This is a genomic window from Pseudomonas guangdongensis (assembly GCF_900105885.1).
Classification (GTDB): Bacteria; Pseudomonadota; Gammaproteobacteria; order Pseudomonadales; family Pseudomonadaceae; genus Geopseudomonas; species Geopseudomonas guangdongensis.
On record NZ_LT629780.1, the window covers coordinates 1,654,560 to 1,676,314 of the forward strand.

The 21,755-nt window shown below is 71.6% G+C and carries 25 protein-coding genes; 4 read left to right on the forward strand and 21 right to left on the reverse strand.

Annotated elements, in window-relative coordinates:
• Nucleotides 1-7: 7 nt before the first annotated feature.
• The 15 genes from BLU22_RS08000 to BLU22_RS08070 form a co-directional block, all read right to left on the reverse strand.
• Nucleotides 8-1,249: an NAD(P)/FAD-dependent oxidoreductase gene (locus tag BLU22_RS08000; RefSeq protein WP_090213476.1), complete on the reverse strand. Its 1,242-nt coding sequence runs from the start codon at nt 1,247-1,249 to the stop codon at nt 8-10.
• Nucleotides 1,236-2,393 carry a cation:proton antiporter gene (locus BLU22_RS08005; RefSeq protein ID WP_090213478.1) on the reverse strand — a complete coding sequence of 386 codons (1,158 nt, stop codon included), beginning with the start codon at nt 2,391-2,393 and terminating at the stop codon, nt 1,236-1,238. The genes BLU22_RS08000 and BLU22_RS08005 overlap by 14 nt, the downstream gene beginning before the upstream one ends.
• Nucleotides 2,390-4,738 carry an MMPL family transporter gene (locus tag BLU22_RS08010; RefSeq protein ID WP_090216328.1) on the reverse strand — a complete coding sequence of 783 codons (2,349 nt, stop codon included), beginning with the start codon at nt 4,736-4,738 and terminating at the stop codon, nt 2,390-2,392. The genes BLU22_RS08005 and BLU22_RS08010 overlap by 4 nt, the downstream gene beginning before the upstream one ends.
• On the reverse strand, nt 4,722-5,321 hold the full coding sequence (locus tag BLU22_RS08015; protein WP_090213479.1) for an outer membrane lipoprotein carrier protein LolA: 600 nt from the start codon (nt 5,319-5,321) through the stop codon (nt 4,722-4,724). Before BLU22_RS08015 ends, BLU22_RS08010 begins: the two co-directional genes overlap by 17 nt.
• Nucleotides 5,318-5,746 carry an acyl-CoA thioesterase gene (locus BLU22_RS08020; RefSeq protein WP_090213481.1) on the reverse strand — a complete coding sequence of 143 codons (429 nt, stop codon included), beginning with the start codon at nt 5,744-5,746 and terminating at the stop codon, nt 5,318-5,320. Before BLU22_RS08020 ends, BLU22_RS08015 begins: the two co-directional genes overlap by 4 nt.
• Nucleotides 5,739-7,280 carry an HAL/PAL/TAL family ammonia-lyase gene (locus tag BLU22_RS08025; protein ID WP_090213482.1) on the reverse strand — a complete coding sequence of 514 codons (1,542 nt, stop codon included), beginning with the start codon at nt 7,278-7,280 and terminating at the stop codon, nt 5,739-5,741. Before BLU22_RS08025 ends, BLU22_RS08020 begins: the two co-directional genes overlap by 8 nt.
• Nucleotides 7,261-8,193, reverse strand: a complete 933-nt coding sequence (locus BLU22_RS08030) for an LpxL/LpxP family acyltransferase (RefSeq protein ID WP_090213484.1) — start codon at nt 8,191-8,193, stop codon at nt 7,261-7,263. The genes BLU22_RS08025 and BLU22_RS08030 overlap by 20 nt, the downstream gene beginning before the upstream one ends.
• On the reverse strand, nt 8,190-8,924 hold the full coding sequence (locus tag BLU22_RS08035) for a glycosyltransferase family 2 protein (RefSeq protein ID WP_090213486.1): 735 nt from the start codon (nt 8,922-8,924) through the stop codon (nt 8,190-8,192). Before BLU22_RS08035 ends, BLU22_RS08030 begins: the two co-directional genes overlap by 4 nt.
• Nucleotides 8,917-10,605: an acyl-CoA synthetase family protein gene (locus BLU22_RS08040; RefSeq protein WP_090213487.1), complete on the reverse strand. Its 1,689-nt coding sequence runs from the start codon at nt 10,603-10,605 to the stop codon at nt 8,917-8,919. Before BLU22_RS08040 ends, BLU22_RS08035 begins: the two co-directional genes overlap by 8 nt.
• On the reverse strand, nt 10,602-11,150 hold the full coding sequence (locus tag BLU22_RS08045; protein ID WP_090213489.1) for a COG4648 family protein: 549 nt from the start codon (nt 11,148-11,150) through the stop codon (nt 10,602-10,604). Before BLU22_RS08045 ends, BLU22_RS08040 begins: the two co-directional genes overlap by 4 nt.
• Complete coding sequence (locus BLU22_RS08050) at nt 11,147-11,395, reverse strand: acyl carrier protein (protein ID WP_090213490.1); 249 nt, start codon at nt 11,393-11,395, stop codon at nt 11,147-11,149. The genes BLU22_RS08045 and BLU22_RS08050 overlap by 4 nt, the downstream gene beginning before the upstream one ends.
• Before the next feature lie 12 nt (nt 11,396-11,407).
• Nucleotides 11,408-11,668, reverse strand: coding sequence for a phosphopantetheine-binding protein (locus tag BLU22_RS08055; RefSeq protein WP_090213491.1), 261 nt, complete (start codon nt 11,666-11,668; stop codon nt 11,408-11,410).
• Nucleotides 11,649-12,455, reverse strand: coding sequence for a lysophospholipid acyltransferase family protein (locus BLU22_RS08060; protein ID WP_090213492.1), 807 nt, complete (start codon nt 12,453-12,455; stop codon nt 11,649-11,651). The genes BLU22_RS08055 and BLU22_RS08060 overlap by 20 nt, the downstream gene beginning before the upstream one ends.
• Entirely contained in the window at nt 12,431-13,180 is a 750-nt protein-coding gene (locus tag BLU22_RS08065) for a beta-ketoacyl synthase chain length factor (RefSeq protein ID WP_090213494.1), read from the reverse strand. The genes BLU22_RS08060 and BLU22_RS08065 overlap by 25 nt, the downstream gene beginning before the upstream one ends.
• 134 nt (nt 13,181-13,314) lie before the next feature.
• A complete protein-coding gene (locus tag BLU22_RS08070; protein ID WP_231975222.1) occupies nt 13,315-13,902 on the reverse strand; it encodes a DUF2141 domain-containing protein in 588 nt (195 codons plus the stop codon).
• On the opposite strand from BLU22_RS08070, the gene BLU22_RS08075 reads away from it, so the two are divergent.
• The 4 genes from BLU22_RS08075 to BLU22_RS08090 are packed head-to-tail and all read left to right on the forward strand — an operon-like array spanning nt 13,903 to nt 17,302.
• Complete coding sequence (locus tag BLU22_RS08075; protein ID WP_231975223.1) at nt 13,903-14,718, forward strand: dialkylrecorsinol condensing enzyme; 816 nt, start codon at nt 13,903-13,905, stop codon at nt 14,716-14,718.
• Between the two features lie 24 nt (nt 14,719-14,742).
• Complete coding sequence (locus tag BLU22_RS08080; RefSeq protein ID WP_090213499.1) at nt 14,743-15,888, forward strand: beta-ketoacyl-ACP synthase III; 1,146 nt, start codon at nt 14,743-14,745, stop codon at nt 15,886-15,888.
• 8 nt (nt 15,889-15,896) lie between these two features.
• Entirely contained in the window at nt 15,897-16,307 is a 411-nt protein-coding gene (locus BLU22_RS08085) for a hypothetical protein (protein WP_090213500.1), read from the forward strand.
• On the forward strand, nt 16,304-17,302 hold the full coding sequence (locus tag BLU22_RS08090) for a BtrH N-terminal domain-containing protein (protein ID WP_090213502.1): 999 nt from the start codon (nt 16,304-16,306) through the stop codon (nt 17,300-17,302). Before BLU22_RS08085 ends, BLU22_RS08090 begins: the two co-directional genes overlap by 4 nt.
• Nucleotides 17,303-17,311: 9 nt before the next feature.
• Here the strand turns inward: BLU22_RS08090 and BLU22_RS08095 are convergent, their stop codons facing one another.
• The 6 genes from BLU22_RS08095 to BLU22_RS08120 are packed head-to-tail and all read right to left on the reverse strand — an operon-like array spanning nt 17,312 to nt 21,682.
• Nucleotides 17,312-17,875, reverse strand: a complete 564-nt coding sequence (locus BLU22_RS08095) for a hypothetical protein (protein ID WP_090213503.1) — start codon at nt 17,873-17,875, stop codon at nt 17,312-17,314.
• Complete coding sequence (locus BLU22_RS08100; protein ID WP_090213505.1) at nt 17,866-18,969, reverse strand: beta-ketoacyl synthase N-terminal-like domain-containing protein; 1,104 nt, start codon at nt 18,967-18,969, stop codon at nt 17,866-17,868. The genes BLU22_RS08095 and BLU22_RS08100 overlap by 10 nt, the downstream gene beginning before the upstream one ends.
• Nucleotides 18,966-19,232, reverse strand: coding sequence for an acyl carrier protein (locus BLU22_RS08105; protein ID WP_090213507.1), 267 nt, complete (start codon nt 19,230-19,232; stop codon nt 18,966-18,968). The genes BLU22_RS08100 and BLU22_RS08105 overlap by 4 nt, the downstream gene beginning before the upstream one ends.
• On the reverse strand, nt 19,214-20,401 hold the full coding sequence (locus tag BLU22_RS08110; RefSeq protein ID WP_231975224.1) for an ABC transporter permease: 1,188 nt from the start codon (nt 20,399-20,401) through the stop codon (nt 19,214-19,216). The genes BLU22_RS08105 and BLU22_RS08110 overlap by 19 nt, the downstream gene beginning before the upstream one ends.
• Complete coding sequence (locus BLU22_RS08115; protein ID WP_090213509.1) at nt 20,398-21,282, reverse strand: ABC transporter ATP-binding protein; 885 nt, start codon at nt 21,280-21,282, stop codon at nt 20,398-20,400. The genes BLU22_RS08110 and BLU22_RS08115 overlap by 4 nt, the downstream gene beginning before the upstream one ends.
• Complete coding sequence (locus tag BLU22_RS08120; protein ID WP_090213511.1) at nt 21,275-21,682, reverse strand: hotdog family protein; 408 nt, start codon at nt 21,680-21,682, stop codon at nt 21,275-21,277. The genes BLU22_RS08115 and BLU22_RS08120 overlap by 8 nt, the downstream gene beginning before the upstream one ends.
• Between the last annotated feature and the right edge of the window lie 73 nt (nt 21,683-21,755).

The following is a 21,755-nucleotide window of genomic DNA, read 5'->3' on the forward strand; positions in this document are numbered from 1 at the left end:
GGCGGGGTCAGGCCGGCGCACAGATCTGCGCCAGCACGCCGAGGCGGCGGCGGGATTCGGCAACGTAGGGATTGTTCTGGTCCCAGGCGTAGCCGGCGAGGATCGAGCAGACCATCCGGCGGATCTCTGGCTGGGCCTTCTCGTAGTAGATGACGTCCTGGAAGCTGCCGTCGTACCAGCCCTCGACATAGGTGCGGAAGGTGTCCACGCCGCGCTTGAGCAGCACGGCGAACTCGGCTTCCCAGTCCACCGTCTCGCCGCCGAGCTGACGGTGCAGCAGGGCGGCGGCCATGCTCGACGAGCGCATGGCGATGGTCACCCCGGAGGAGAACACCGGGTCGAGGAACTCGGCGGCGTTGCCGAGCAGGGCGAAGCCCGGACCGTGCAGGGCCTTGACGTTGGCCGAGTAGCCGTCGATCAGCCGCGCCGGGGTGTCCCACACGGCGTTCTTGAGGATGCGCCGGAGGTTTGGCGCCTCGCCGACGAACTCCTTGAGGCAGGCGTCGAGATCCACCGGGCGGCCCTCGTAGCGCTCGGCGGCGGCGACTACGCCCAGCGAGCAGCGGCCGTTGCTGAACGGGATGGTCCAGTACCAGACGTCGCGTAGCTCGGGGTGGGTGGTGATGAGGATCTTCTCGCGGTCGAAGCGCGGATCGTCGATGCGGTCCTCGATGTGGGTGAACACCGCCCGGCGCACCGGGAAGCAAGACGGCGCCTCCAGATCGAGCAGGCGCGGCAGCACCCGGCCGTAGCCGCTGGCGTCGAGGACGAAGGCGCAGTCGATGGCGTACTCGCTGCCGTCGGCGCGGCGCACCTGCAGCTGCGGGCGGGCGCCGGCGAAGTCGGCGGCGATCAGCTCCTCCTCGTAGCGGATCTCCACGCCCTGCAGTTCGGCCTGGTCGGCCAGCAGCTTGTCGAAGGTGGCGCGCTGCACCTGGAAGGTGCTGCCGTGGCCGGCGGTGAACTTGTCGCGGAAGTCGAACTCGGTGTAGCGCTCGTCGCAGCCGAAGGCCGCGCCGTGCTTGACCTGGAAGCCGGCGGCCTGCACCGCCTCGAGCATCCCGGCCTCCTCGATGAAGTCCAGGCAATGCGACAGCAGGCTCTCGCCGATGGAGAAGCGCGGGAAGCGCTGGCGCTCCAGGATCAGCACGTCGTGGCCCTTACGCTTGAGCAGCGCGCCGGCGATGGCGCCGGAGGGGCCGGCACCGATGATCACGACTTGACGTTGTTGCAGTTCATGCAGCGCCATAGGGGCTCCTTGCCTGAGGTTGTCTTATGCAGCGGGGGGCGATGCCGGGAATGGCCGGCAGCAGGGTGGAAACCAGGCTCATCAGCAGCAGGGCGAAATACACCGCCGGCGAGATGACCTGCTGTGCCAGCAGCAGGTTGAGAAAGACGATTTCGGTCAGCCCGCGGATGTTCAGCAGCAGGCTCTCGCGCCACTTGCCGGCGACGTCGCCCGGGCCGCCGGCCCAGCGCAGGCCCAGCCAGTTGCCGGCCAGCTTGCTGACGATCGGCAGCAGCACCAGCGCCAGCAGATGGCTGGCCGAGTAGCCGGCGACGGCCTGCTGGAAATCGACCTGGAGGATGCCGTAGCTGAGCAGCAGCGGGATCGCCAGGTACTGCTGCAGCCACTGCCAGTGCGCCGGACGTAGCGGCAGCTGCAGCGGCAGGCCCAGCCGGGCCAGGCACAGCAGGTAGCCGATGCCGAACAGCAGGGCGTTGCCGCCCAGTTGCTGGAACGCCAGCATCAGGGCGAAGAACGGCAGGCTGTAGCCCAGCGGGCGGCGCAGGCCGCAGCGGTGCAGCGCCAGCGGCAGCAGGGCGGCGAGCAGGGTGAGCAGCAGCATCAGCGGGCGGCCGCCGCCCTGGGCCAGGGCGAACAGTCCCCAGCAGGCCAGGTCGATGAGGATCGCGCTCTGCAGCAGGCGCCGGCTGGCGTCCGCGGCATAGCCGATGCTGCGCAGGTAGAGGTGCAGGATCGGGATGGCGCTGAGGGCGAACAGCAGGCCGAGGGCGAGGCGCGCCAGCCAGCCGTCCAGCGCCAGCAGCCAGATGGCGCTGGCCAGGCCGCAGAGGAACGGCACCAGGAAGCTCGGCAGAGCGATCTTCAGGCTCGGCAGGCTGACCTCGAGCTCGATCACGTCGCCGAGGATGTGGCCGAGCAGCAGCGCGAAGCACAGGCCGTAGAGCAGCTCCAGCCAGGCCGGAGCGACCAGCGCGGCCTGGCTCAGCGCGCCGTCGGCGGGCAGTCCGTAGAGCGTCAGCAGCGGCAGGCCGAGGCAGGCCAGCAGTAGCTGGCTGACGATCGGCAGCAGACCGAGCGCGCGGCCGAGGCGCGCGGCGCCGGCGTACAGCAGCGGCAGCGCCAGCCAGCAGAGCAGGACGGTCATGCCTGGGTCTCCGTGGCGGTCGGCGCGGCCCAGGGCGCCAGCAGGAAGCTGAACACCAGGCCGAGACTGACGGTGAGGCCGAAGCTGGCGATCGCCGGCGTAGCGGACAGCGCCAGCAGGCCGAACGACAGCCAGGTGGTGACGGCGGCCAGCAGGGTGCCGAGCAGGCTGGTGGCGGCGCCGCCGACCCGCTCGCGCATGATGATCGCGTAGTCGACGCCGATGGCGGTGACCAGCAGCAGGCCGAACAGCGCGAACAGGGTCAGCGGCTGGCCGAGCCAGCCCAGGCAGGCCAGCGCCGCCAGCGCGGCGAGCAGCGAGATGGCGAGCACCCGCGCCGCGCCGCGCCAGCCGAACGGCAGGCACAGCAGCAGGAAGATCAGCAGGCTGGCCAGCAGCTTGAGCTGCACCGCGCTGCGCTGGGTGGCGGCGAACTGGCGGTTCAGCTCGGCGGGGCGGTCGACCAGCTGCACGCCGGGCAGGCCCGCGGCCTGCGTCGCCAGCGCCGCGCTGTCGCCCAGCCCGCGCAGGCTGACCAGCGCCGCCACGCCGTCCGCCGTGGCGCCCAGCCACAGTGGTCGCCACGGCTCGCCCAGCGGGCCGGCCAGCGCCTGTTCGATGTCCGCTGCGGGCAGCGCCTGCAGTTGCGCCAGCTCGGCCTGCAGCGCCTCCGGCGGCACGCCCAGCGCCTGTAGCGGCGCGCCGGCCGCCGCCAGGGCCGGCAGCGCCTGGCGCAGGCGCTGCTGCTCGGCGGCCGGGGCGAGCAGCTGGCTGAGCGCCAGATAGCCGTGCAGCTTGCCGGCGGCGACCAGCCGGTCGAGGCGTTCGGCCAGCGCGGCCTGGCGCTGCAGCAGCTGCTCCTGGTCGGCGGCGCGCACCAGGAAGAACTGGCTGGTGGGCTGCAGGCCGGTGATCGCGGCGATGGCGCGGGCCTCGCCGAGCAGTTGCGGCGAGCTGCTGACCCACTGGCGCAGGTCGTCCTTGAGCGACAGCTGGGTCAGCCCGCCGAGGCAGAACAGCCCCAGCGCGGCGAGCAGCCAGGGCGTGGCCAGGCGTTGCAGCAGCGCGGCGCGCAGGGTGAGCAGGCGCTCGGCCAGGCGCAGCGGCGGCGTCCACGGCTGCAGCGGCTGGCTGCCGAGCAGCGCCGGCATCAGGCACACCGTGCACAGCCAGGCGCCGAGCAGGCCGACGCTGGAGAACAGCGCCACCTGGCTGAGCGCCGGGAAGGGCGTGAGCGCCAGCGCCAGGTAGCCGATGGCGTTGGTCAGCAGGCCGAGGGTCAGCCCCGGCAGGGTGGCGCGCAGCGCCTGCCAGGGCCGCCAGGGCTGCAGGCTCCAGCTCTTCGACAGGTAGTGCAGCGGGAAGTCGATGGTCACCCCGATCAGGCTGGCGCCGAGCACCAGGGTCAGCACGTGGATCTGGCCGAACAGGGCGACGCAGGCGCTCAGCCCGGCGAGGCTGCCGACCAGCGCCGGCAGCAGCGCCAGCAGCACGCGCGGGCGGCGGAACAGCAGCAGGGTCAGCAGCAGCGCGCCGCCGGCGGCCAGGCCGCCGAGCCAGGCGCTTTCCCGGCGCGCCTGCTGCTGGCCGTGGGCGGCGTGCAGCAGGCCGCCGGCGGCCAGCAGTTCGCCGCCGGCGGCCGCGACCTGCGCGCGCGCGGCGTCGACCCGGGCGGCCACGTTCAGCGGCAGGTCGAGGTCGAAGGCGTCGCTGCGGGTCTGCGCGCGCAGCAGGCGCCAGCGCTTGCCGTCCCGCTCGGCGAGCAGCCCGCCGTCCGCCGCCGGCTGGACCCGCCCGGCGCCGGGCAGGCCCTGCTGGATGCGCGCGGCGAGGCCGAACCAGTCCTGCTCGACGGCGAGCAGGCCGCTCGCCTGGAAGGGATCGAACAGCGCCTGCACGCGCTGCGCGACGAACGCCTCGGGCTGTTCGAGCAGCAGGCGGCGGTCGGCGGCCGGCAGCAGCGCCAGGCGGCCGTCGAGCAGTTGCCGGCGCAGCGCCGGCAGGTCGGCGTCGAGTTGCCACTGCACCTGGCGGAACAGCCCGCTGGCCTGCCAGGCCGCGCCCAGCTCGGCGACCAGCGCCTGGGCGCGGGCCTCGTCGGGATGCTGCAGCAGCACGATCAGCTCGCGGTTGAGCGGCTCCTGCACGCGCTGCTCGGCCTGTTGCAGCAGCGCGTCGCCGCTGCCGGCCGGCAGCAGCTCGAGCAGGCTGGCGCTGAGCGGCGCGCCGTGCCGCCACTGCCAGGCGGCCAGCGCCAGCAGCAGCGCCAGCAGCGCGGCGAACAGCCAGGGCAGGCGCTGTTCGAGGCGTCCGGGCAGGGCGGGCGTGTCAGTCGGCGAAGGCATGGCGCTCGGCATCGCTCAGCTCGGCGGCGGTCTGGCTGTCGCTCAGGCGCAGACGGGTGTGGTCGCCCTGGGTCTCGTACAGGGCGATCTCCTCGACCAGCGCGCCGCCGCGGATCTCGATGCGGCTGAAGATCTGCTGCAGCAGGGCGCTGCGCGGGGTCAGGCGCAGCTGCCAGGCGTCGGCCCGGCCCTGCAGGTCGAGGGCGAAGTCGCGCTGCAGGGCCTCGCTGTCGCCCTGCAGCACGGCGAGGAACAGGCGCTGCTGCTGGCTGCCGTGGGCCTGGCTGCCCTGCGCCTGCCAGCCCTGCGGCGTGCGCCGGGCGATGCCGGCGGCGCCGATGCGGTAGTCCTGGGCCAGCGGCCGCTCGAGCAGCCAGAGCAGGCCCTGCTCGCGGGCGAGGACGAAGCGGCCGCTGCTGCTCAGCGGCTGGGGCAGGGCGCGCAGGTGCTTGTCCTGAACGAACTGGCCGCGCACCACCGCGGGGGCGCCGAGCTGCTGCTGCAGCGCGGCCAGGTCGAAGGCGCAGGCCAGCGCCGGCAGCAGCGCCAGGCCGGCGAGCAGCGCGCGCAGCAGTCGCCTCATGCCTCGAGCGCCCGCTGCACGCAGGCGACCAGCGCCGGCGGCGAGACCAGCTGCATCTCGCCCGTGGCGATCTCCACCGCCACCTGCACCGAGCTGCCGCGGGTCAGCCGCTCGCCGCTTTCGGCGTCGCTGATCAGGTAGTGGATCTTCAGGCGGTTCTCCCACTCGACCAGCTCGGCGCGCACGCGGATGGTCTGGCCGAAGCGCGCGCTGCGGATGTAGCGCAGCTGCAGGTCGATCACCGGCCAGCCGTAGCCGGCCTCGCGCATCTGCACATAGTTGTGCCCGAGGCGGTCGAGCAGGGCGCAGCGTGCGACCTCGAAGTACTTGACGTAATGGCCGTGCCAGACGATCTCCATGCTGTCGACGTCGAAGAACGGTACCTGCAGTTCGATCTCGGTGTGCAGCACGCCGCGACTACGCATACAGCCTCCAGTGGCGGGCGCGGATGCGGCTCAGGCACAGGCGCAGTTCGCCGTCGAGGGCGCGGTCTTCGATCACCGGCGGGAAGTCGGCGGCCAGCTGCGCGTGCATCTGCAGCAGCGGCGCCGGCAGTGCGCGCGCGCCCTGTTGCAGGCGCAGCCAGACGCCCTGGTTGGCGGCCAGCAGGGTGGCGGCGGCGACCTGTTCGGCCAGCTCCAGGCTGCGCAGCGCGTCGCGCGCGGCGATGGTGCCCATGCTCACCTTGTCCTGGTTGTGGCACTCGGTGGAGCGCGAGAACACGCTGGCCGGCATCGTGTTCTTCAGCGCCTCGGCGGTCCAGGCGCTGGCACCGATCTGCACCGCCTTGAAGCCGTGGTTGATCATCGCGGTGGCCGCCGGCGCGCCGGACAGGTTGCTCGGCAGGCCGTGGTTGTAGCGGCTGTCGACCAGCAGGGCGAGCTGGCGGTCGAGCAGGTCGGCGACGTTGCCGACCAGGTTCTTCAGGCTGTCCATGGCGAAGGCGATGTGCCCGCCGTAGAAGTGCCCGCCGTGCAGCACGCGCTCGGCCTCGGCGTCGATGATCGGGTTGTCGTTGGCGCTGTTCAGCTCGGTCTCGATGAACTGGCGCAGCAGGCCCAGGCTGTCGGCCAGCACGCCGAGCACGTGCGGCGCGCAGCGCAGCGAGTAGCGGTCCTGCAGGCGGTGCAGCGGCGCGGTCGGCGCGTCGATGGCGAGGTCTTCGCGGATCCGCGCGGCCACCTGCATCTGCCCCGGATGCGGCTTGACCTGGAACAGGCGCTCGTCGAAGTGCTCCGGGTTGCCCTCCAGCGCCACCACGTTGAGCGCGGTGATGCGCGTGGCCAGCCTGAGCAGGTACTCGGCGCGGGTCCAGGCCAGGCAGGCCAGGCCGGTCATCACCGCGGTGCCGTTCATCAGCGCCAGCGCCTCCTTGGGACGCAGGGTCAGCGGCTGCCAGCCCAGCTCGGCGTGCACCTCGGCGGCGCTGCGCTGCTCGCCGCGGTAGAGCACCTCGCGCTCGCCGGCCAGCGCGGCGGCGACGTAGGACAGCGGGGTGAGGTCGCCGCTGGCGCCGACCGAGCCTTCCTCGGGGATCAGCGGCAGCACGTCGTGGTCGAGGAACTGCTGCAGGCGCTCGAGCAGCTCGACGCGCACCCCGGAGACGCCGTGGCACAGCGACTGCAGGCGGGTGGCCAGCACCGCGCGGGTGGCCGGCGCGTCGAGCAGGCGGCCGAGGCCGCAGCCGTGGAAGGTGAACAGGTGGTGCGGCAGCGCCTCGACCTGCTCCAGCGGCACGCCGCGCTCGCAGGAGTCGCCGTAGCCGGTGGTGACGCCGTAGATCCCGCCTTCCCGGTCCAGCAGGGTGTCGAGGAACTGCGCGCCGCGGGCGATGCGCGCGCGGAAGGCAGCGTCGTCCTGCAGGTGGGCGCGCGCCTGGCGCTGCGCCAGGGCCACGACATGCTCGATGGTCAGCGGACGTTCGCCGAAGATAACCGGCTCAGGCTGGTAGGTCGTCATGGGTATTCCAGAAGGGGTAGAAGTTGAACCATTGCTCCGGCGCCTGCAGGCAGTAGTGCTGCAGGCGTTCGGCGTAGCGCTGCGCGCAGTCCTGGAGCACCGCCTCGCGGTTGCTGCGCTGCCAGCGGATGCTCTGCGCGAAGGGCTCGAAGCTGACCCGGTAGCGCCCGCCGCGCTTGATGCAGAACAGCAGGTTGACCGGACACTGCAGCAGCCCGGCGAGCAGCCAGGGGCCCTGCGGCAGCAGGGCGCGGGCACCGAGGAAGTCGACCGCGACGCTGCGCCCGCCGTGCAGGGGGATGCGGTCGCCGGCGATCGCCAGCCATTCGCCGCGCTCCAGGCGCTCGGCCAGTTGCAGCATGATCGCGGTGTCCAGCTCGCTGACCTGGATCAGCCGCAGCTGGCTGGCGCCGGCAGCACCAAGCAGGCGGTTGAAGCGTTCGGCGTGGCGGGTGTGCACCAGCACGTTCATCTGCACCCGGCCGCCGAGCTCGGCCAGCGCCCGGCACACCTCGAGGTTGCCCAGATGCGCGCCGACCAGCAGCTGGCCGCGCGGCGCCTGCAGCTGCTCGTGCAGGTTGGTGGGGTCGTCGATGTCGATGTCGGCCAGGCCGAGGCGCCCGCCCCAGACGTCGAGCTTGTCGAGCAGGGCGTCGGCGAAGGCCATGAACTGGCGGAACTGCGCGCGCAGCGTCGACGCCAGCTCGGCGCGGCCGCTGCAGCGCGCCAGATGGTCCTGGTAGTCGCGGATGCTGTGGCGGGCGCGGCGACCGAAGACGAAGAAGTAGCCGACGATCAGGTACAGCAGCGGCGTCAGCGCGCGGCGGCCGAGGGTGCGCGCCGCCCAGGCGGTCAGGCGCATCAGCAGGAAGCTGCCGCGCTCCTGCTCGGCGGCCCAGTGCTGGCGGGTCATCCGCGCCACCGGCGGGCGAGGATCAGCGGCGCGCGCAGCAGCATGCCGAAGAACAGCTTGGCGTGCATCTTCGAGATCAGCGCGTTGTCGTGCCACAGGCGGAAGTGCGACAGGCCGTCCAGCGGGTAGTGCACGCGGGTCGGCAGCCAGCGCATCGGCTGGTTGCGCCAGGCCAGGCGCACAAGGATCTCCGGGTCGAAGTCCATGCGCCGGCCCAGACGCACCGAGTCGATCAGCGCCAGGGTGGCCGGCAGCGGGTAGACGCGAAAGCCGCACATGCTGTCGCGGATCTGCAGCGACAGGCTGTTGATCCACACCCAGACGTGGGTCAGGTAGCGGGCGTACAGGCGGCCCTTGGGCACGCTGGCGTCGTACTGCGGGTAGCCGCAGACCAGCGCCTGCGGCTCGCGGCGCGACAGTTCGAGGAACGCCGCGACGGCGGCGAGGTCGTGCTGGCCGTCGGCGTCGACCTGCAGGGCATGGCTGTAGCCCAGGCGCGCCGCCTCGCGCAACCCGGCCATCACCGCGCCGCCCTTGCCCTGGTTGACCGGAAGGCGCAGCAGATGCACGTCGGGCTGCATGGCCAGGGCGTCCATCACCGCGGCGCAGGCGGCGCTGGAGGCGTCGTCGACCAGCACGCAGGGCAGGCCGGCATCCCGCAGGGCGGCCAGCACCTGGGGCAGGGCGTGCTCGTGGTTGTACACCGGGATCACCGCGCAGGGCTTATGCATCGGTCGCTCCGGCGAGCAGGATGCGGCCCGACGAGCAGGCCAGCTCGCCGTTGCGGAAGGCGAAGTGCAGCTTGCCGCGCTCGGCGTCGAAGCGCAGGGTCAGCTGCAGGCGATCGCCGGGGCGGATCAGCTGCTGGAACTTGAGCACCTCCATGCCGGCGAACAGCGGCGGCAGTTCGAGCACCTGGCGGGCCAGCTGCTGCGCCCAGTCGACCTGCACCACGCCGGGCAGCACCGGGGTCTGCGGGAAGTGGCCGCTGAAGTGCGCCAGATCGACCGGCACCTCCAGCTCCAGGCTCCACTGGCCGGCGTCCTCGCGCTGGCCGAGCAGCTCGGGCAGCAGCGGGCGCGGGCCTTCGAGCAGGGCCTGCAGCTCGGCCTGCGGCAGCTTGCCCTGGCTGTTCAGCGGCAGCCGGCGCACCAGCCGCCAGCGGCGCGGCAGGGCGACCGCCTCGCAGTAGCCGGCCAGATGCTGGCGCAGCGTCTCGGTCAGGCTGCGCCGCCCCTGGTTGCGCAGTGCGTGCAGGCCCTCGGCGCTCAGCGCGAGCAGCGCGCCGAGGTAGGCGCGGTTGTCCTCGATCAGCCCGAGGCGCGCCTCGGCGACCCACGGGTGCTCGGCCAGCGCCTGCTCGAGCATCGGCAGGGAGATGCGCTTTTCCTCCAGCTTGACGATGCGGTCGAGGCGGCCGAGCAGCTCGAAGCGGCCGTCTTCGTGCAGCTGCACGCGGTCGGCGGTCTGCTCGCAGTGGCCGGCCGGCAGCAGCGGCGAACGGATGTTCAGCGCGCCCTGGTCGTCCTGGCCCAGCTCGGTGCCGGCGAACGGCTGCCACAGGCGGCCGCCCTGGCGCCAGGCGATGCCGCCGGTTTCCGAGCTGCCGTAGATTTCCGTCGGATACTGGCCGAGCCGCTCGGCCAGCCACTGGCCGGCCTCGGCCGGCAGCGGGCCGCCGGAGGAGAACACCCGACGCACCCGGCGCAGCGCCGGCCAGTCGAGGTTGTCGGCCATGCGCTTGAGCAGCGCCGGGCTGGCCGCCCAGGCGAAACTGTCCTCGGCCAGGCTGGCCTGCTGCAGGTCCTCGGGGAACGCCAGCTGGCGGCGCAGGAACGGCCGCCCGGCGCACAGCGGCCAGAGCGCGCGGAACAGCAGGCCGTAGATGTGCTGGGTCGACACGCTGCCGACCATGCAGGCGCCGCCCAGTTCGGCGCCCCACTGCTGCTCGAGGCCGCGCACCTCGTTGGCCAGCTGCGCCAGCTGCTTGTCGATCAGCTTGGGCGCGCCGCTGGAGCCGGAGGTGCAGAGGGTCAGGCAGGGCGCGGCGGGGTCGAGCGCGGCGGGCGCCAGCGGCGTGCCGCACAGGTCGGCGACGCGCAGGTCGCCGGGCCGGTCGCTCAGCCACAGCTCGGCCTGGCCTTCCAGGCGCTGGCGGCTGTGCGTCTGCAGGTCGGCCGGCAGCAGCACGGCGACCCCGGCGCGCCAGGCGCCGAGCAGGGTGACGGCCAGCTCGGCGGCGTCCTCCAGATGCACGGCGATGCGCCGCACGCCGCGCGCCTGCAGGCCACCGGCGACGGCCAGGGCCTGGCGGCACAACGCGGCACGGCCCAGCTCCGGAGCGCGGGTGACCAGGCAGTCGGGGCCTGCCGGGCCATCCAGCAGCAGGCGTTGAAGATCGATCCAGCTCATGCAGGTTCTCGCATTTTTCGTTGCCGCAGCAGCCATTCGCCGCCCAGCAGCAGGCCCATCAGCAGGTAGGCGATCAGGCCGTTGTACAGCGTCCACCAGGCCAGCGGCGCCCACAGGGTCAGCAGCGCGGCGACCAGCCCGTTGCCGAGGAAGAAGGCGCACCACACCTGGGTCACCCGGCGGGTGTAGGGAATCGCCGCCGCCGGCAGCTCGGGGCTGCGCAGGCGCGCCAGGCGTTCGATCAGCGGCGGACCGTAGCGCAGGCTGAGGCCGAACACGGCGAGCAGCAGCGCGTTCATCAGTACCGGATACCAGCGCAGCAGCAGCGCGCTGTCGGCCAGCGCCAGCGTGGCGCAGAACAACAGGGCGGCGAGCGCCTGCCAGCGGCTGCCGGGCGCCGCAGGGCGCAGCAGCAGGCGCGCCAGCCACAGCGCGCCGAGCAGCAGGGCGAAGACGCGCGGCGACAGGTGTTCGATGCCGTAGTAGACGGCGAACGGGTAGCCCAGGCCGGCCAGCGCCAGGCACAGGCCGATCAGTCGACTCATGCCTCGACCAGGCGCGCCACCACCTCGACCACATCGCCGACGGTGCGCACCGCGCGGAACTCCTCGGCGGCGATCTTCTTGCCGGTCTGGCGCTTGATGTGGTCGATCAGGTCGACCGCGTCGATGCTGTCGATCTCCAGGTCCTCGTACAGGTTGGCGTCGAGGCTGATGCGCTCGGGCTCGATCTCGAACAGCTCGACCAGCGCCTCGCGCAGGGTGTTGAAGACGTCTTCGCGGCTCTGCATCACGGTCTCTCCTCAGGCGGCGCGGTGGGCGCTGACGTAGCTGGCCAGGTTGGCGACGCTGGCGAAGTGGCTGCGCACGTCCTTGGATTCGGCGTCGATCTTGATGCCGAAGCGCTTCTGGATGGCCAGGCCCAGCTCCAGGGCGTCCACCGAGTCGAGGCCGAGGCCGTCGCCGAACAGGCGCTGATCGTCGGCGATGTCCTCGGGCGTGATGTCCTCCAGGCCCAGGGCGTCGATGATCAGGTTTTTCAGTTCAAGTTCCAGGGTGCTCATCGAGGGCGAGTTCCTTTGTGAAGTGCTGGTGCAGATGGTCGTTGAGTTTGCGCGAGGCCAGCGGCGCCGGGCCGAGGGCGGCGAAGGCCTGCGGGTCGATATCGGCGCCGACGCGCAGCTGGAAATGGAAGCGCCGGTGCGGAATGCGGTACCAGGGCTCGGCCTTGGTCAGGGTCGTGGGGCTGACGCTGATGGTCACCGGGGTCAGCACCCGTGCGCCGCGCAGGGCGATGGCCGCGGCGCCGCGGTGAAACTGCGGCGGCTGGCCGGGCGTGGTGCGGGTGCCCTCGGGGAACACGATCAGCGTCTGCCCCTCCTGCAGCACCCGCGCCGCCTCCTCGAGCATGTCCAGGCTGCCGCTGTTGCCGATGTAGCGCGCCGCCTGCATCGGCTTGCGGGTGAAGGGATTGGCCAAGAGGCTCTGCTTGACCACGCAGTTGCTGTCGCGGATGAAGGCGAGCATCACCACCACGTCGATCAGCGAGGGGTGGTTGGCGATGATCATCTGCCCGGGGCGGCCGAGTCGCTCGGCGCCCTCGACGCTGAAGGTGAACACGCCGACGCCGCGCATGAAGCCGATGAACAGGCGGAACAGCCGGTTGATCGCCAGGCGCGCACGGCGCTGGTGGTGTGCCGCATCGCCGGGCAGCGCGGCGAGCAGTGGGAACACGGTCAGGCGCACCAGCAGGCTGGCCACGCCGAAGAAGGCGAAGCACAGACCGGTGGCCAGCAGGCGCCACCAGTAGGCGTCCTGACGCGGCTTCAGGGCTTGCGCTGCCAGGTCCATGCACGGTTCTTCCATGAATGACGGAATCCTGCGCCCTGGCCATGCAGGCAGTGCAGCAGTTCGAGGGCCGGCGGCCACCGCGGGTGCGGTTCGGCGCCGCTGGCGGCCTCCAGGCTCAGTCGCCAGGCGTCGCCGGGTTCGAGCAGCAGGGCCAGGGCGTGGGAGAAGGGCACGTCGTCGATCCACGGCCCGTAGGCCGGCGCCGGGCTTTCCTCGGCGACCACCAGCAGCACCGCGGGCGCGCCTTCGGCGAGCAGCGCGGCGGCTTCGAGGGCGGCGTGCTCGAGGCCGTCGCCCTCGCCGGCCAGCGCGCTCATCTCGCTGGTGTCGCCGCGCAGGATCGACCACAGGCCGATGATCGCGTTGTGCACCGAGAGGCTGAACTGGGTCGGCGACAGCGGCTCGCCGCGCGCCAGGTCGGCGAGGATGGCGTAGGTGCGCGGCGTCTCGCCGTGGCGCGAGACGAACAGCAGCGGCAGCGGCGCGCGCGCCCCGGCCAGCGGCCAGGCGACGCTGAACACCATGCGCGCCAGCGGGCTGAGACGGCGGCGCTGCATGGCCGGCAGGAAGGAGACGTCCGGCTGGGCCTCTGCGGCGCTTGGCAGGTACGGGGCGGCTGCCCAGTCGGCCCAGGCGCTGTCGTCGGCGAGTCCCGGCGCCCAGGCGCGCCACTGGGTGATGTTGAAGTGGATCAAGGCAACTCTGTCCAGCCCGAGGGCTTCCATTGACGGGGGATGGCATCCTTGCACGGCAGCCAGCGGCTACCAGAGAGGCCTGAGAAAAAGTGTTGGCATTATGCCGAGCGCTGTCGGAGCCGGCAAATGCCGGCTGTCATGGAGCTGCGGGCCGGGTGGGAGGCTTATCGGAAAGAAGGGGCGTGTCTCGCCTGGCGCAGCTCGATGTTTAGTTGGGTATCGGTTACGCCATGTACGAAGCTGCAGTGGCGCGGCGCCGGTTTACCACGCAGCAGGGGCGGATTACCGGAAAAGCCCACAGGTTCCTGAGGGATGCCGCGCCTGCTGAAGTCTGGCTGGCCATTGCCATTGTGATCGGCGAACAGCTGGAGGGCATACTGGCCTGGCGGCACATCGACCAGTCGCAGCGTTACGCCGGTACCGCTGGCCACGCGAAGTGCTGGCTCCCAGGTCGGCGCATCTGCTGCCTGCAGTGCCACGTGTAGGGTGGCGCCGGGGGCAAGCTCGGCGATCTGCACCAGGATATCTGCTGCCTCGACATGGTGTTCGGCGAGCAGGCTCAGGGTCAGGCCTGTGAGCAAGGCGGCCCACGTTCTTTTTGTACGATAGCGCTGTGGCATAATCGCTCCCCTTTTGGCAGTCACATTGTCCCTATGCGTCAGGTTCTCGTTATCCACTTCTCGCAAACCGGCCAGTTGCAGCGCCTGGTGCAGTCTGTGTGTGCGCCGCTGCTGCAGCGCGGCGATGTACAAGTGGACTTCCTGGCCGTGCGCCCGGCGCAACCTTATCCCTTTCCCTGGCCGTTCCTCACCTTTTTCAGCGTCTTCCCGGAAACCGTGCTGATGCACCCGGAGCCGCTCGAGCCGCTGGCGGTGGATGCCGAGAAGCGCTACGACCTGGTCATCCTTGCCTATCAGGTGTGGTTCCTCTCGCCGTCGCGGCCGATCACCAGTTTCCTCGCCACGCCCGAGGCGGCGCGGCTGCTGCAGGGCACTCCGGTGGTGACGCTGATCGGCTGCCGCAACATGTGGCTGATGGCCCAGGAGAAAGTCAAGGCGCGCCTGGCGGCGCTCGGCGCGCGGCTGGTCGACAACGTGGTGCTGACCGACGCCTGCGGCACCGCGGCGAGCTTTCTGGCCACCCCGCTATGGATGTTCACCGGCCGCCAGAAGCCCTATGCCTGGGTGCCGCGCGCGGGCATCGACGAGGTCGAGATCGTCGCCGCGCAGCGCTTCGGTGAGGCCATCGGCGAGCGCCTGGCGCGCCCCGGTGCCATCGATGCACCGATGCTGCGCGGCCTCGGCGCGGTGCGCGTCGACGAGAAGCTGATCGCCAGCGAGAAGGTCGGTGCGCGCAGCTTCAAGGCCTGGGGCACCCTGCTGGCGGCGCTCGGTCCTCAGCACAGCAAGCGTCGGCGCGTCGGTCTGATCGTCTACATCGTCTTTCTGCTCGGCCTGATCGTCAGCGTGGTGCCGGTCACCGCACTGCTGAAGAAGCTGCTCGCGCCGCTGACGCGCGCGCGGATCAGGCGCGAAAAGGCCTACTTCGCCGAACCTTCCGGCGAGTGACCCCCATCTAAGAGGAAGGATCCCGTGCCCAATCCCGTCTACATCAACCGCATCAGCGCCTGTCTGCCCCACGAGCCGGTGGGCAACGAGGAGATGGAAGCGCGTCTCGGCCTGGTCGGCGGCAAGCCGTCGCGGGCGCGCAAGCTGGTGCTGCGCAGCAACGGCATCCGCAGCCGCCATTACGCCATCGATCCGCACAGCGGCCGGCCGAGCATGAGCAATGCGCAGATGACCGCCGCGGCAGTACGCGGCCTGCTCGGCGACGGTTTCGCCCTCGACGACATCCAGTGCCTGGCGACCGGCACCTCGACGCCCGACCAACTGATGCCCAACCATGCGGTGATGGTGCACGGCGAGCTGGGCCACCCGCCCGCCGAGGTGGTGGCCACAGCTGGCATCTGTCTGTGCGGCGTCAGCGCGCTGAAGTACGCCTGGCTCAGCGTGCGCAGCGGCGAGACCGGCAACGCGGTGGCTTGCGGTTCGGAACTGGCCTCCGGGCTGATGCACGCTGGCAACTTCGAGGCCGAGCTGGAGGGCCGGGTGGCCGAGCTGGAGCGCCGCCCGGAAATCGCCTTCGAGAAGGACTTCCTGCGCTGGATGCTCTCCGACGGCGCCGGCGCGGTGCTGCTCGAGGGCCGGCCCAATCCGCAGGGGCCGAGTCTGCGCCTGGACTGGATCGACATCCTGTCGTTCGCCGACCGCATGCCGCCGTGCATGTACGCCGGCGCGGAGAAGGACGGCGACGAACTGGTCGGCTGGACCCGCTTCGACGCCGCCGGCCGCGCGCGGCGCTCGGTCATGGCGATCAAGCAGGACGTCAAGCTGCTCAACGACAACATCGTGCGGCTGACCGTCGAGGAGGCGCTGCAGCGGATCATGCCGCGCCGCGGCCTGAGCGCCGCGGCGATCGACCATTTCCTGCCGCACTACTCCTCGGGGTTCTTCCGCGAGCGCCTGGCTACCGGTCTGCAGCGGGCCGGCCTGGCGATTCCCGAGGAGCGCTGGTTCACCAACCTGGCCGACAAGGGCAACACCGGCGCGGCGTCGTTCTTCATCATGCTCGACGAGCTGTTCCACAGCGGGCGCCTGCAGAAGGGCCAGCGCATCCTTGGCTATGTGCCGGAAAGCGGGCGCTTCTCCAGCGCCTTCCTGCACATGACCGTGGTCTGAGGCCGGCGATGAAGCTCGACGAGGTTCCCCAAGACGACGGCGGCACCCATGCCGGCCACCACAAGCTGCTCTACGCGGTGGACGAGCAGGGACGCTACTGCGGTGCGCCGAGCCAGGGCTGGGAGGCCGAGGCGTTCTGTACCCGCCTGGCGGTGCAGGAGCTGGAGGAGCAGGCCGCCGCCGCGCTGGCCGACTGGCGCGCCGGGCGGCGGTCGCCGCTACCCTGGCTGATGTATCGCAGCCGCCTCGACGAGGCGGCGCTGGCACAGATCGTCGGCCTGTGGCGCTGGCGCCTGCGCCGGCATTTCCGCCCCGCGGTGTATCGCCGCCTACCGGCGAAGCTGCTGGCGCGCTACGCCGAAGCCTTCGGCGTCGAGCTGGACGCACTGATTCGCTACCAGCAGGAGCTGCCCGCATGAAGGATTTCCAGCATCGCCACGGCGCCCACTGCGAAAGCGGTGTGATGGCCAGCCTGGTCAGTCATGCCGGCCTGCCGCTCAGCGAGCCGATGGCCTTCGGCCTGTCCTCGGCGCTGGCCTTCGCCTACCTGCCGATCGTCAAGCTCGGCGGCATGCCGCTGATCGCCTACCGCATGCCGCCCAAGCACATCATCCGCACCCTCAGCAAACGCCTCGGCGCGCACCTGCACATCGAGCGTTTCCGCTCCGAGGACAAGGGGCGCCGGGCACTGGATGCGGCGCTGGACGCCGGCCGGCTGGTCGGCCTGCAGAGCTCGGTGTTCTGGCTGCCGTACTTCCCGCCGGAGATGCGCTTCCACTTCAACGCCCACAACCTGCTGGCCTACGGCCGCGAGGGTGACGACTACCTGCTCAGCGATCCGGTGTTCGAGGCACCGGTGCGCTGCGCCGCCGCCGACCTGCACAAGGCGCGCTTCGCCAAGGGCGCGCTGGCCGCCCGTGGACTGCTGTACTGGCTCGAAGATGTGCCGGTCGAGCAGGACTGGAGCCGGCTGGTCCGCCAGAGCGTGCTGTCCACCACGCGGATACTCGACGGCATGCCGCTGCCGTGGATCGGCATCCGTGGCATCCGCCACCTTGCCGGCCAGGTGCGCCGGCTGGATCCGGCGCAGATGAAGTACAACCGCCTGTACCTCACCCATATCGTGCGAATGCAGGAAGAGATCGGCACCGGCGGTGCCGGTTTCCGCTTCATGTACGCGAGCTTCTTGCAGGAGTCCGGCGCGCTGCTCGGCGATGCCCGGCTCGGTGAACTGGCCGTGCATCTGACCGCCATCGGCGACGACTGGCGGCGTTTCGCCTCGGCCAGCGTGCGCCTGTGCCGCGACCGGCAGGCGCGCCCCGAGTTCGCGCCGCTGGCCGAGCAGCTCGAGGGCATCGCCGCGCAGGAGCGCGAGCTGGTGCGCCGGCTCGGCGCCTGGGCCCGGGGGCGCTGAGCGCCGGGGTCAGTCGAGGGTCAGCTGCTCGACGGCCAGGCCGGCGCTCAGGCCGGCGAAGTCGCCACCTTCCGGGGCCGCGCCGTTGCTGTCGAGCAGCAGCGCCTCGGCGTGGAAGGCGCCGCCGTCCTCGCGGCACAGCAGCAGCAGCGCCTGGGACACCCGGCCGCCCGCCAGGTCGAGTTCGGCCAGTTCGAGCAGGTGCCGCCAGACCTGCTGGCCGGCGCCGATGAACAGGTTGGGGCCGTCCAGGCCGAGCTGCTGGGCGACGTGGAAGCCGGCGGCGTTGCTCACGCTGTTGACGAACTCGAAGGGCTTGGGCAGGCGCTGCTGCAGGCAGACGCTGTCGAGCAGGGCGAACATGTTGCTGCGCGCCGGGTAGTCGGCGGCCAGGTACAGGCCGCAGTCGGCCTGCACCCGGCCGCGCAGCGGCGCGGCGGCGAGCAGCGCCTGCAGGCTGAGGCGGTCGAGGCGCCGCGGCGGATGGGCCAGGCGCTGCGCCAGCGCGCTCTTCAGTTCCCGTTCGCTGGCGTCCTGGCGGCCGCTGACCCGGCTGGCGGCGATCACGCGCATGCGTCGACTCCCTGCAGCACCAGGCTGGCGTTGTTGCCGCCGAAGCCGAAGTAGTTGGCCAGCAGCAGGCTGCCGGCGGCCAGTGCCTGCGGCTGCGCCGGCAGCGGCAGCAGCGCCGCGTCGGCGTAGGGGCAGGCCGGCAGCGCACCCCGGCGCAGGGCGGCGGCGAGCAGCAGGGTCTCGCTCAGCCCGCAGGCGCCGAGGGTGTGGCCGAGGTAGGGCTTGAGCGCCTGCAGCGGCGGCATGGCTGCGCCGAAGGTCAGGCGCATGCCGTTGGCCTCGGCGCGGTCGTTGGCCGCGGTGGCGGTGCCGTGCAGCTTGACCAGGTCGAGGTCTTCGGCAGCGCAGCCGGCATCCGCCAGCGCGGCGCGCATCACCCGCTCGATATGGCTGCCGTCCTCGCGGGTGGTGGTCAGGTTGCTGGTGTCGCAGGCGCTGTAGCCGCCGAGCAGGCGGGCCAGCGGCCGCTCGCCCGGCTCGCGGTCGAGCAGCACGCTGGCGTAGGCCTCGCCGAGCAGCAGGCCGTCGCGCTCGGGATGGAACGGCCGGTAGGCGGCGCTGGGACTGGTCAGGTCGAGCACGCCGAAGCCCTGCAGGGCGACCTGGCTGGGGGTCTCGAAAGCCAGCAGCAGGGCGCGCCGGTAGCGGCCTCGTTCGAGCAGCCGGGCGGCATACAGCAGGGCGTTGGCGGCGCTGGTGCAGGCGGTGTTGAGGGTGCAGGCGGCGGCGAAACCGCGCTCCTCGCGCAGGCGCTGCGCCAGCCAGTCGAGCGGGGTGGCCAGGTCGGGCTGCAGCGCGGCGCCCTCTCGTACCTGGCCTTCGAGGCTGGCGATGTCCAGGGTGGTCGAGGCGATCAGCAGCAGACAGTCGTGGGCCGGGCCGTCGAGACTGGCGTCGAGCAGCCGCTGCAGGCGCGGCAGCAGTTCGAGCGCCGGCCCGCAGGCCGGCAGCCAGGGGCGGCGCTGGCCGAACTCGTGCAGTTCGAACCATTCCGGTTGCGGCCGGCGGCCGGCGATCAGGCTGGCGCAGGCGCTGTCGAGGTCTTCGCCCAGCGCGCTGCACAGCTGGGCGCGGCGCAGGTACACCGCGGTCACCCGCGCTGCCTGACGAAGGCGGCGATGCTGTCGATCGAGTTGAGGATGCGCCGGCCCTGCCTGGAGTCCTCGATGCGCACGCCGTAGTGCTGCTGCAGGGCCAGCGACACCTGCAGGGCGTCCAGGCTGTCCATCTGGATGCGGCTGTCCTGGCCGAACAGCGGCTCGTCGTCGGCGATGCTCTGCCAGTCGATGTCGTCTTCCTTGTCGCACTCGCGGATCAGCAACTGCTTGAGCTGTTGCTTCAGTAGTGTGTCGTCCATTGGGTATCGTTCAGTCGGCGGTGGAAGAGAAGCAGGCCGGCAGCGCCGACCAGCGCGGCGAACAGCAGCAGGCGGACGCACCAGGCGGCGATGTCGGCGAGCGAGCCGTGGCCGACCAGCAGGGCGAGGAAGGCATCCAGCGCCCAGCTCATCGGCGACAGCTCGGCGATCAGGCCCATGGCGGCGGGCATCACGCTCTTGGGCACCATGATGCCGCCGAGGGCGGCGAGGATAATGTTGATGCCGCCGCTGAGCAACACGGCCTGCTCGGTGCTGCGCACCAGGCTGGCGATGGCCAGGCCGAGGCTGCAGGCGGCCAGCGCCAGGCTGAGCGCCAGCGCCAGGTAGGCGAGGGCGCTGCCCGGCAGGTTCAGCCCCGGCAGGCCGAGCAGCGGCAGGCCCCAGACGCCGAGGGCGAGCAGCAGGGCGAACTGCAGCAGATTGATGCCGAGGTAGGGCAGCAGCTTGCTCAGCGCCAGGGTGCCGATGCCCAGCTGCAGGCAGCGCAGGCGCAGCAGGGTGCCGCTCTGCCGTTCGCGCTGGAAGCTGTTGGCCATCGGCAGCATGACGAAGAAGCTGCCGAAGATCAGCCAGGCCGGCACGCTGTGCTGGCTGGCGTTGGCCCGCGCGCTCAGCTCGCCGTCGCTGAGCCGGTCCTGCTCGGCGATGTTGCTCTGGGTGCGCTCGCGCACCAGCGCCAGGCGCTCGGCCAGCGGCAGGGTCGGGTCGAGTTCGCCGCTGTCCTCGAGGAACACCAGCAGGCGGGTCTGCGCCAGGGCGATCTGGCTGGCGCTGCGCAGCCGCTGGCGGGTCAGCGCATCGCTGCTGGCGGGGAACACCAGGGTCAGGCTGCTGCGCTGGCTGTCGAGCAGTTCGCCGGCGAAGTCGCCGCTCAGGCGCACCTGCGGCCACTGCGGCGGGCCGCCGGCGCGGAGCTCGCCGTCGCCCAGCTGGGCGCGCAGGGCGGCGGCGAAGAACTCCGCTTCGGCGCCGGGGCTGGGGACTTCCAGGCTCAGCTGCAGCGGCGGCAGGCGTTCGCGGTTGACTTCGGAGAGGGCGGCGGCCATCAGCAGGACGAACAGCGCCGGCATCAGGAGCAGCACTGCCAGGGCGTGGCGGTCGCGGCCCAGTAGCAGGACTTCCTTGCGCATCAGAGAGAGTAGTCTCACAGCCGGCCTCCGCTCAGGTGCAGGTAGAGCTGCTCCAGCGACGGCCGGCCGAAGCGCAGCAGGCTGGGTGGCTGCGGCTGGGCGGCGATGAACTGGCACAGGCGCGCCAGCTGCGCGGCGTCGAGCTGCGCCAGGCGGTACCCGGCGGGTAGCGCGTTGAATGCCAGGTCCAGTTCGCCGAACAGCTGCTCGAGGCCGGGCGGCGGCGCCTCCGGCCACTCCAGCAGCAGTTCGTGCTGGTCGCCGAGCAGCTCGCGTTTGTCGAGGTCGAGGCGGATGTGTCCCTCGTCGAGCAGGACGATGCGCTGCGCCACGCGCTCGACCTCGTCGAGGTGGTGGCTGGTGTAGATCGCCGCGCAGCCCTCCGCCGTCAGTTGCTGCACGGCGTCCAGCAGCAGCCGGCGCGACTGCGCGTCGACGCCGGCGGTGGCTTCGTCGAACAGGTAGAGGCTGGCCGGCTGCAGCAGGCCGATGGCGAAGTTCAGCCGGCGCTGCTGGCCGCCGGAGAGCAGCCCGGCGCGCCGCGGCTGCAGCTCGCCCAGTCGGCAGGCTTCGATGCAGCGTTCCAGGCGCTGGCGGCGCGGGCTGCCGCGCAGGCGGTAGAGGTCGGCGAACAGCGCGAGGTTCTCGGCGACGCTGAGGCCGTCGTAGAACGCCGCCTGCTGCGGGATCAGGCCGATGCAGCGCGCGCCGCTCCAGCGGATTTCGCCCTGCTGCGGTTGGCGCAGACCGGCGATCAGCGACAGCAGGGTGGTCTTGCCGGCGCCGTTGCTGCCGAGCAGGCCCAGGCACTGGCCGGCCTGCAGGCGCAGGTCGAGGTGCTGCAGCGCCGGGCGCGCGGCGCCGGGATAGCTGAAGCCGAGGTCGCGCAGCTCAAGCATGTTGCAGCACCAGCAGCAGGTTGCCGTCGAGCAGCAGGCGCTCCTGGCTGTGGATGGTGAAGCGGTAGCTGGCGCCAGCCGGACTCAGCGCCTGCTGCTCGGCCTCGAGCAGCAGCGCGCCGCTGCGTTGCGCGGGGACCGCGTGCAGCTTTAGCGCGCCGAGCTTGCCGAGCAGCGCCATGCCGATGGATTTGTCGCCGCCGTATAGGGCACCATGCGCGGCGCACAGCTGGGCGGCCGCCTCGAACAGCAGGCAGGGCGAAGCCGAATCGCCGAACGGCGCCAGGCAGGACCAGTCGGCCAGGCCGCGGATCTGGCCGGCATCGTGCGCGATAATCCGCTCCAGCCACAGGGCCGAACCCTGGTGCGGCAGCAGGTGGTGCAGGCGGGATCGATCCATGGTCGGGCTGCGCTGGCGAATGGGGGCGGCAGTGTAACAGAAGGCCCGTGCGGCGGCGGCGGGTCGGGAATGG

Excerpts from the sequence above, each read along its gene's own strand:
- BLU22_RS08035 (WP_090213486.1), bottom strand. The coding sequence starts at position 8,924 with ATGCATAAGCCCTGCGCGGTGATCCCGGTGTACAACCACGAGCACGCC.
- BLU22_RS08020 (WP_090213481.1), bottom strand. The coding sequence starts at position 5,746 with ATGCGTAGTCGCGGCGTGCTGCACACCGAGATCGAACTGCAGGTACCG.
- BLU22_RS08025 (WP_090213482.1), bottom strand. The coding sequence starts at position 7,280 with ATGACGACCTACCAGCCTGAGCCGGTTATCTTCGGCGAACGTCCGCTG.
- BLU22_RS08095 (WP_090213503.1), bottom strand. The coding sequence starts at position 17,875 with ATGCGCGTGATCGCCGCCAGCCGGGTCAGCGGCCGCCAGGACGCCAGC.
- BLU22_RS08010 (WP_090216328.1), bottom strand. The coding sequence starts at position 4,738 with ATGCCTTCGCCGACTGACACGCCCGCCCTGCCCGGACGCCTCGAACAG.
- BLU22_RS08105 (WP_090213507.1), bottom strand. The coding sequence starts at position 19,232 with ATGGACGACACACTACTGAAGCAACAGCTCAAGCAGTTGCTGATCCGC.
- BLU22_RS08050 (WP_090213490.1), bottom strand. The coding sequence starts at position 11,395 with ATGCAGAGCCGCGAAGACGTCTTCAACACCCTGCGCGAGGCGCTGGTC.
- BLU22_RS08065 (WP_090213494.1), bottom strand. The coding sequence starts at position 13,180 with ATGGAAGCCCTCGGGCTGGACAGAGTTGCCTTGATCCACTTCAACATC.
- BLU22_RS08115 (WP_090213509.1), bottom strand. The coding sequence starts at position 21,282 with ATGCTTGAGCTGCGCGACCTCGGCTTCAGCTATCCCGGCGCCGCGCGC.
- BLU22_RS08085 (WP_090213500.1), top strand. The coding sequence starts at position 15,897 with ATGAAGCTCGACGAGGTTCCCCAAGACGACGGCGGCACCCATGCCGGC.
- BLU22_RS08090 (WP_090213502.1), top strand. The coding sequence starts at position 16,304 with ATGAAGGATTTCCAGCATCGCCACGGCGCCCACTGCGAAAGCGGTGTG.
- BLU22_RS08015 (WP_090213479.1), bottom strand. The coding sequence starts at position 5,321 with ATGAGGCGACTGCTGCGCGCGCTGCTCGCCGGCCTGGCGCTGCTGCCG.
- BLU22_RS08000 (WP_090213476.1), bottom strand. The coding sequence starts at position 1,249 with ATGGCGCTGCATGAACTGCAACAACGTCAAGTCGTGATCATCGGTGCC.
- BLU22_RS08120 (WP_090213511.1), bottom strand. The coding sequence starts at position 21,682 with ATGGATCGATCCCGCCTGCACCACCTGCTGCCGCACCAGGGTTCGGCC.
- BLU22_RS08060 (WP_090213492.1), bottom strand. The coding sequence starts at position 12,455 with ATGGACCTGGCAGCGCAAGCCCTGAAGCCGCGTCAGGACGCCTACTGG.
- BLU22_RS08040 (WP_090213487.1), bottom strand. The coding sequence starts at position 10,605 with ATGAGCTGGATCGATCTTCAACGCCTGCTGCTGGATGGCCCGGCAGGC.
- BLU22_RS08030 (WP_090213484.1), bottom strand. The coding sequence starts at position 8,193 with ATGACCCGCCAGCACTGGGCCGCCGAGCAGGAGCGCGGCAGCTTCCTG.
- BLU22_RS08055 (WP_090213491.1), bottom strand. The coding sequence starts at position 11,668 with ATGAGCACCCTGGAACTTGAACTGAAAAACCTGATCATCGACGCCCTG.
- BLU22_RS08045 (WP_090213489.1), bottom strand. The coding sequence starts at position 11,150 with ATGAGTCGACTGATCGGCCTGTGCCTGGCGCTGGCCGGCCTGGGCTAC.
- BLU22_RS08005 (WP_090213478.1), bottom strand. The coding sequence starts at position 2,393 with ATGACCGTCCTGCTCTGCTGGCTGGCGCTGCCGCTGCTGTACGCCGGC.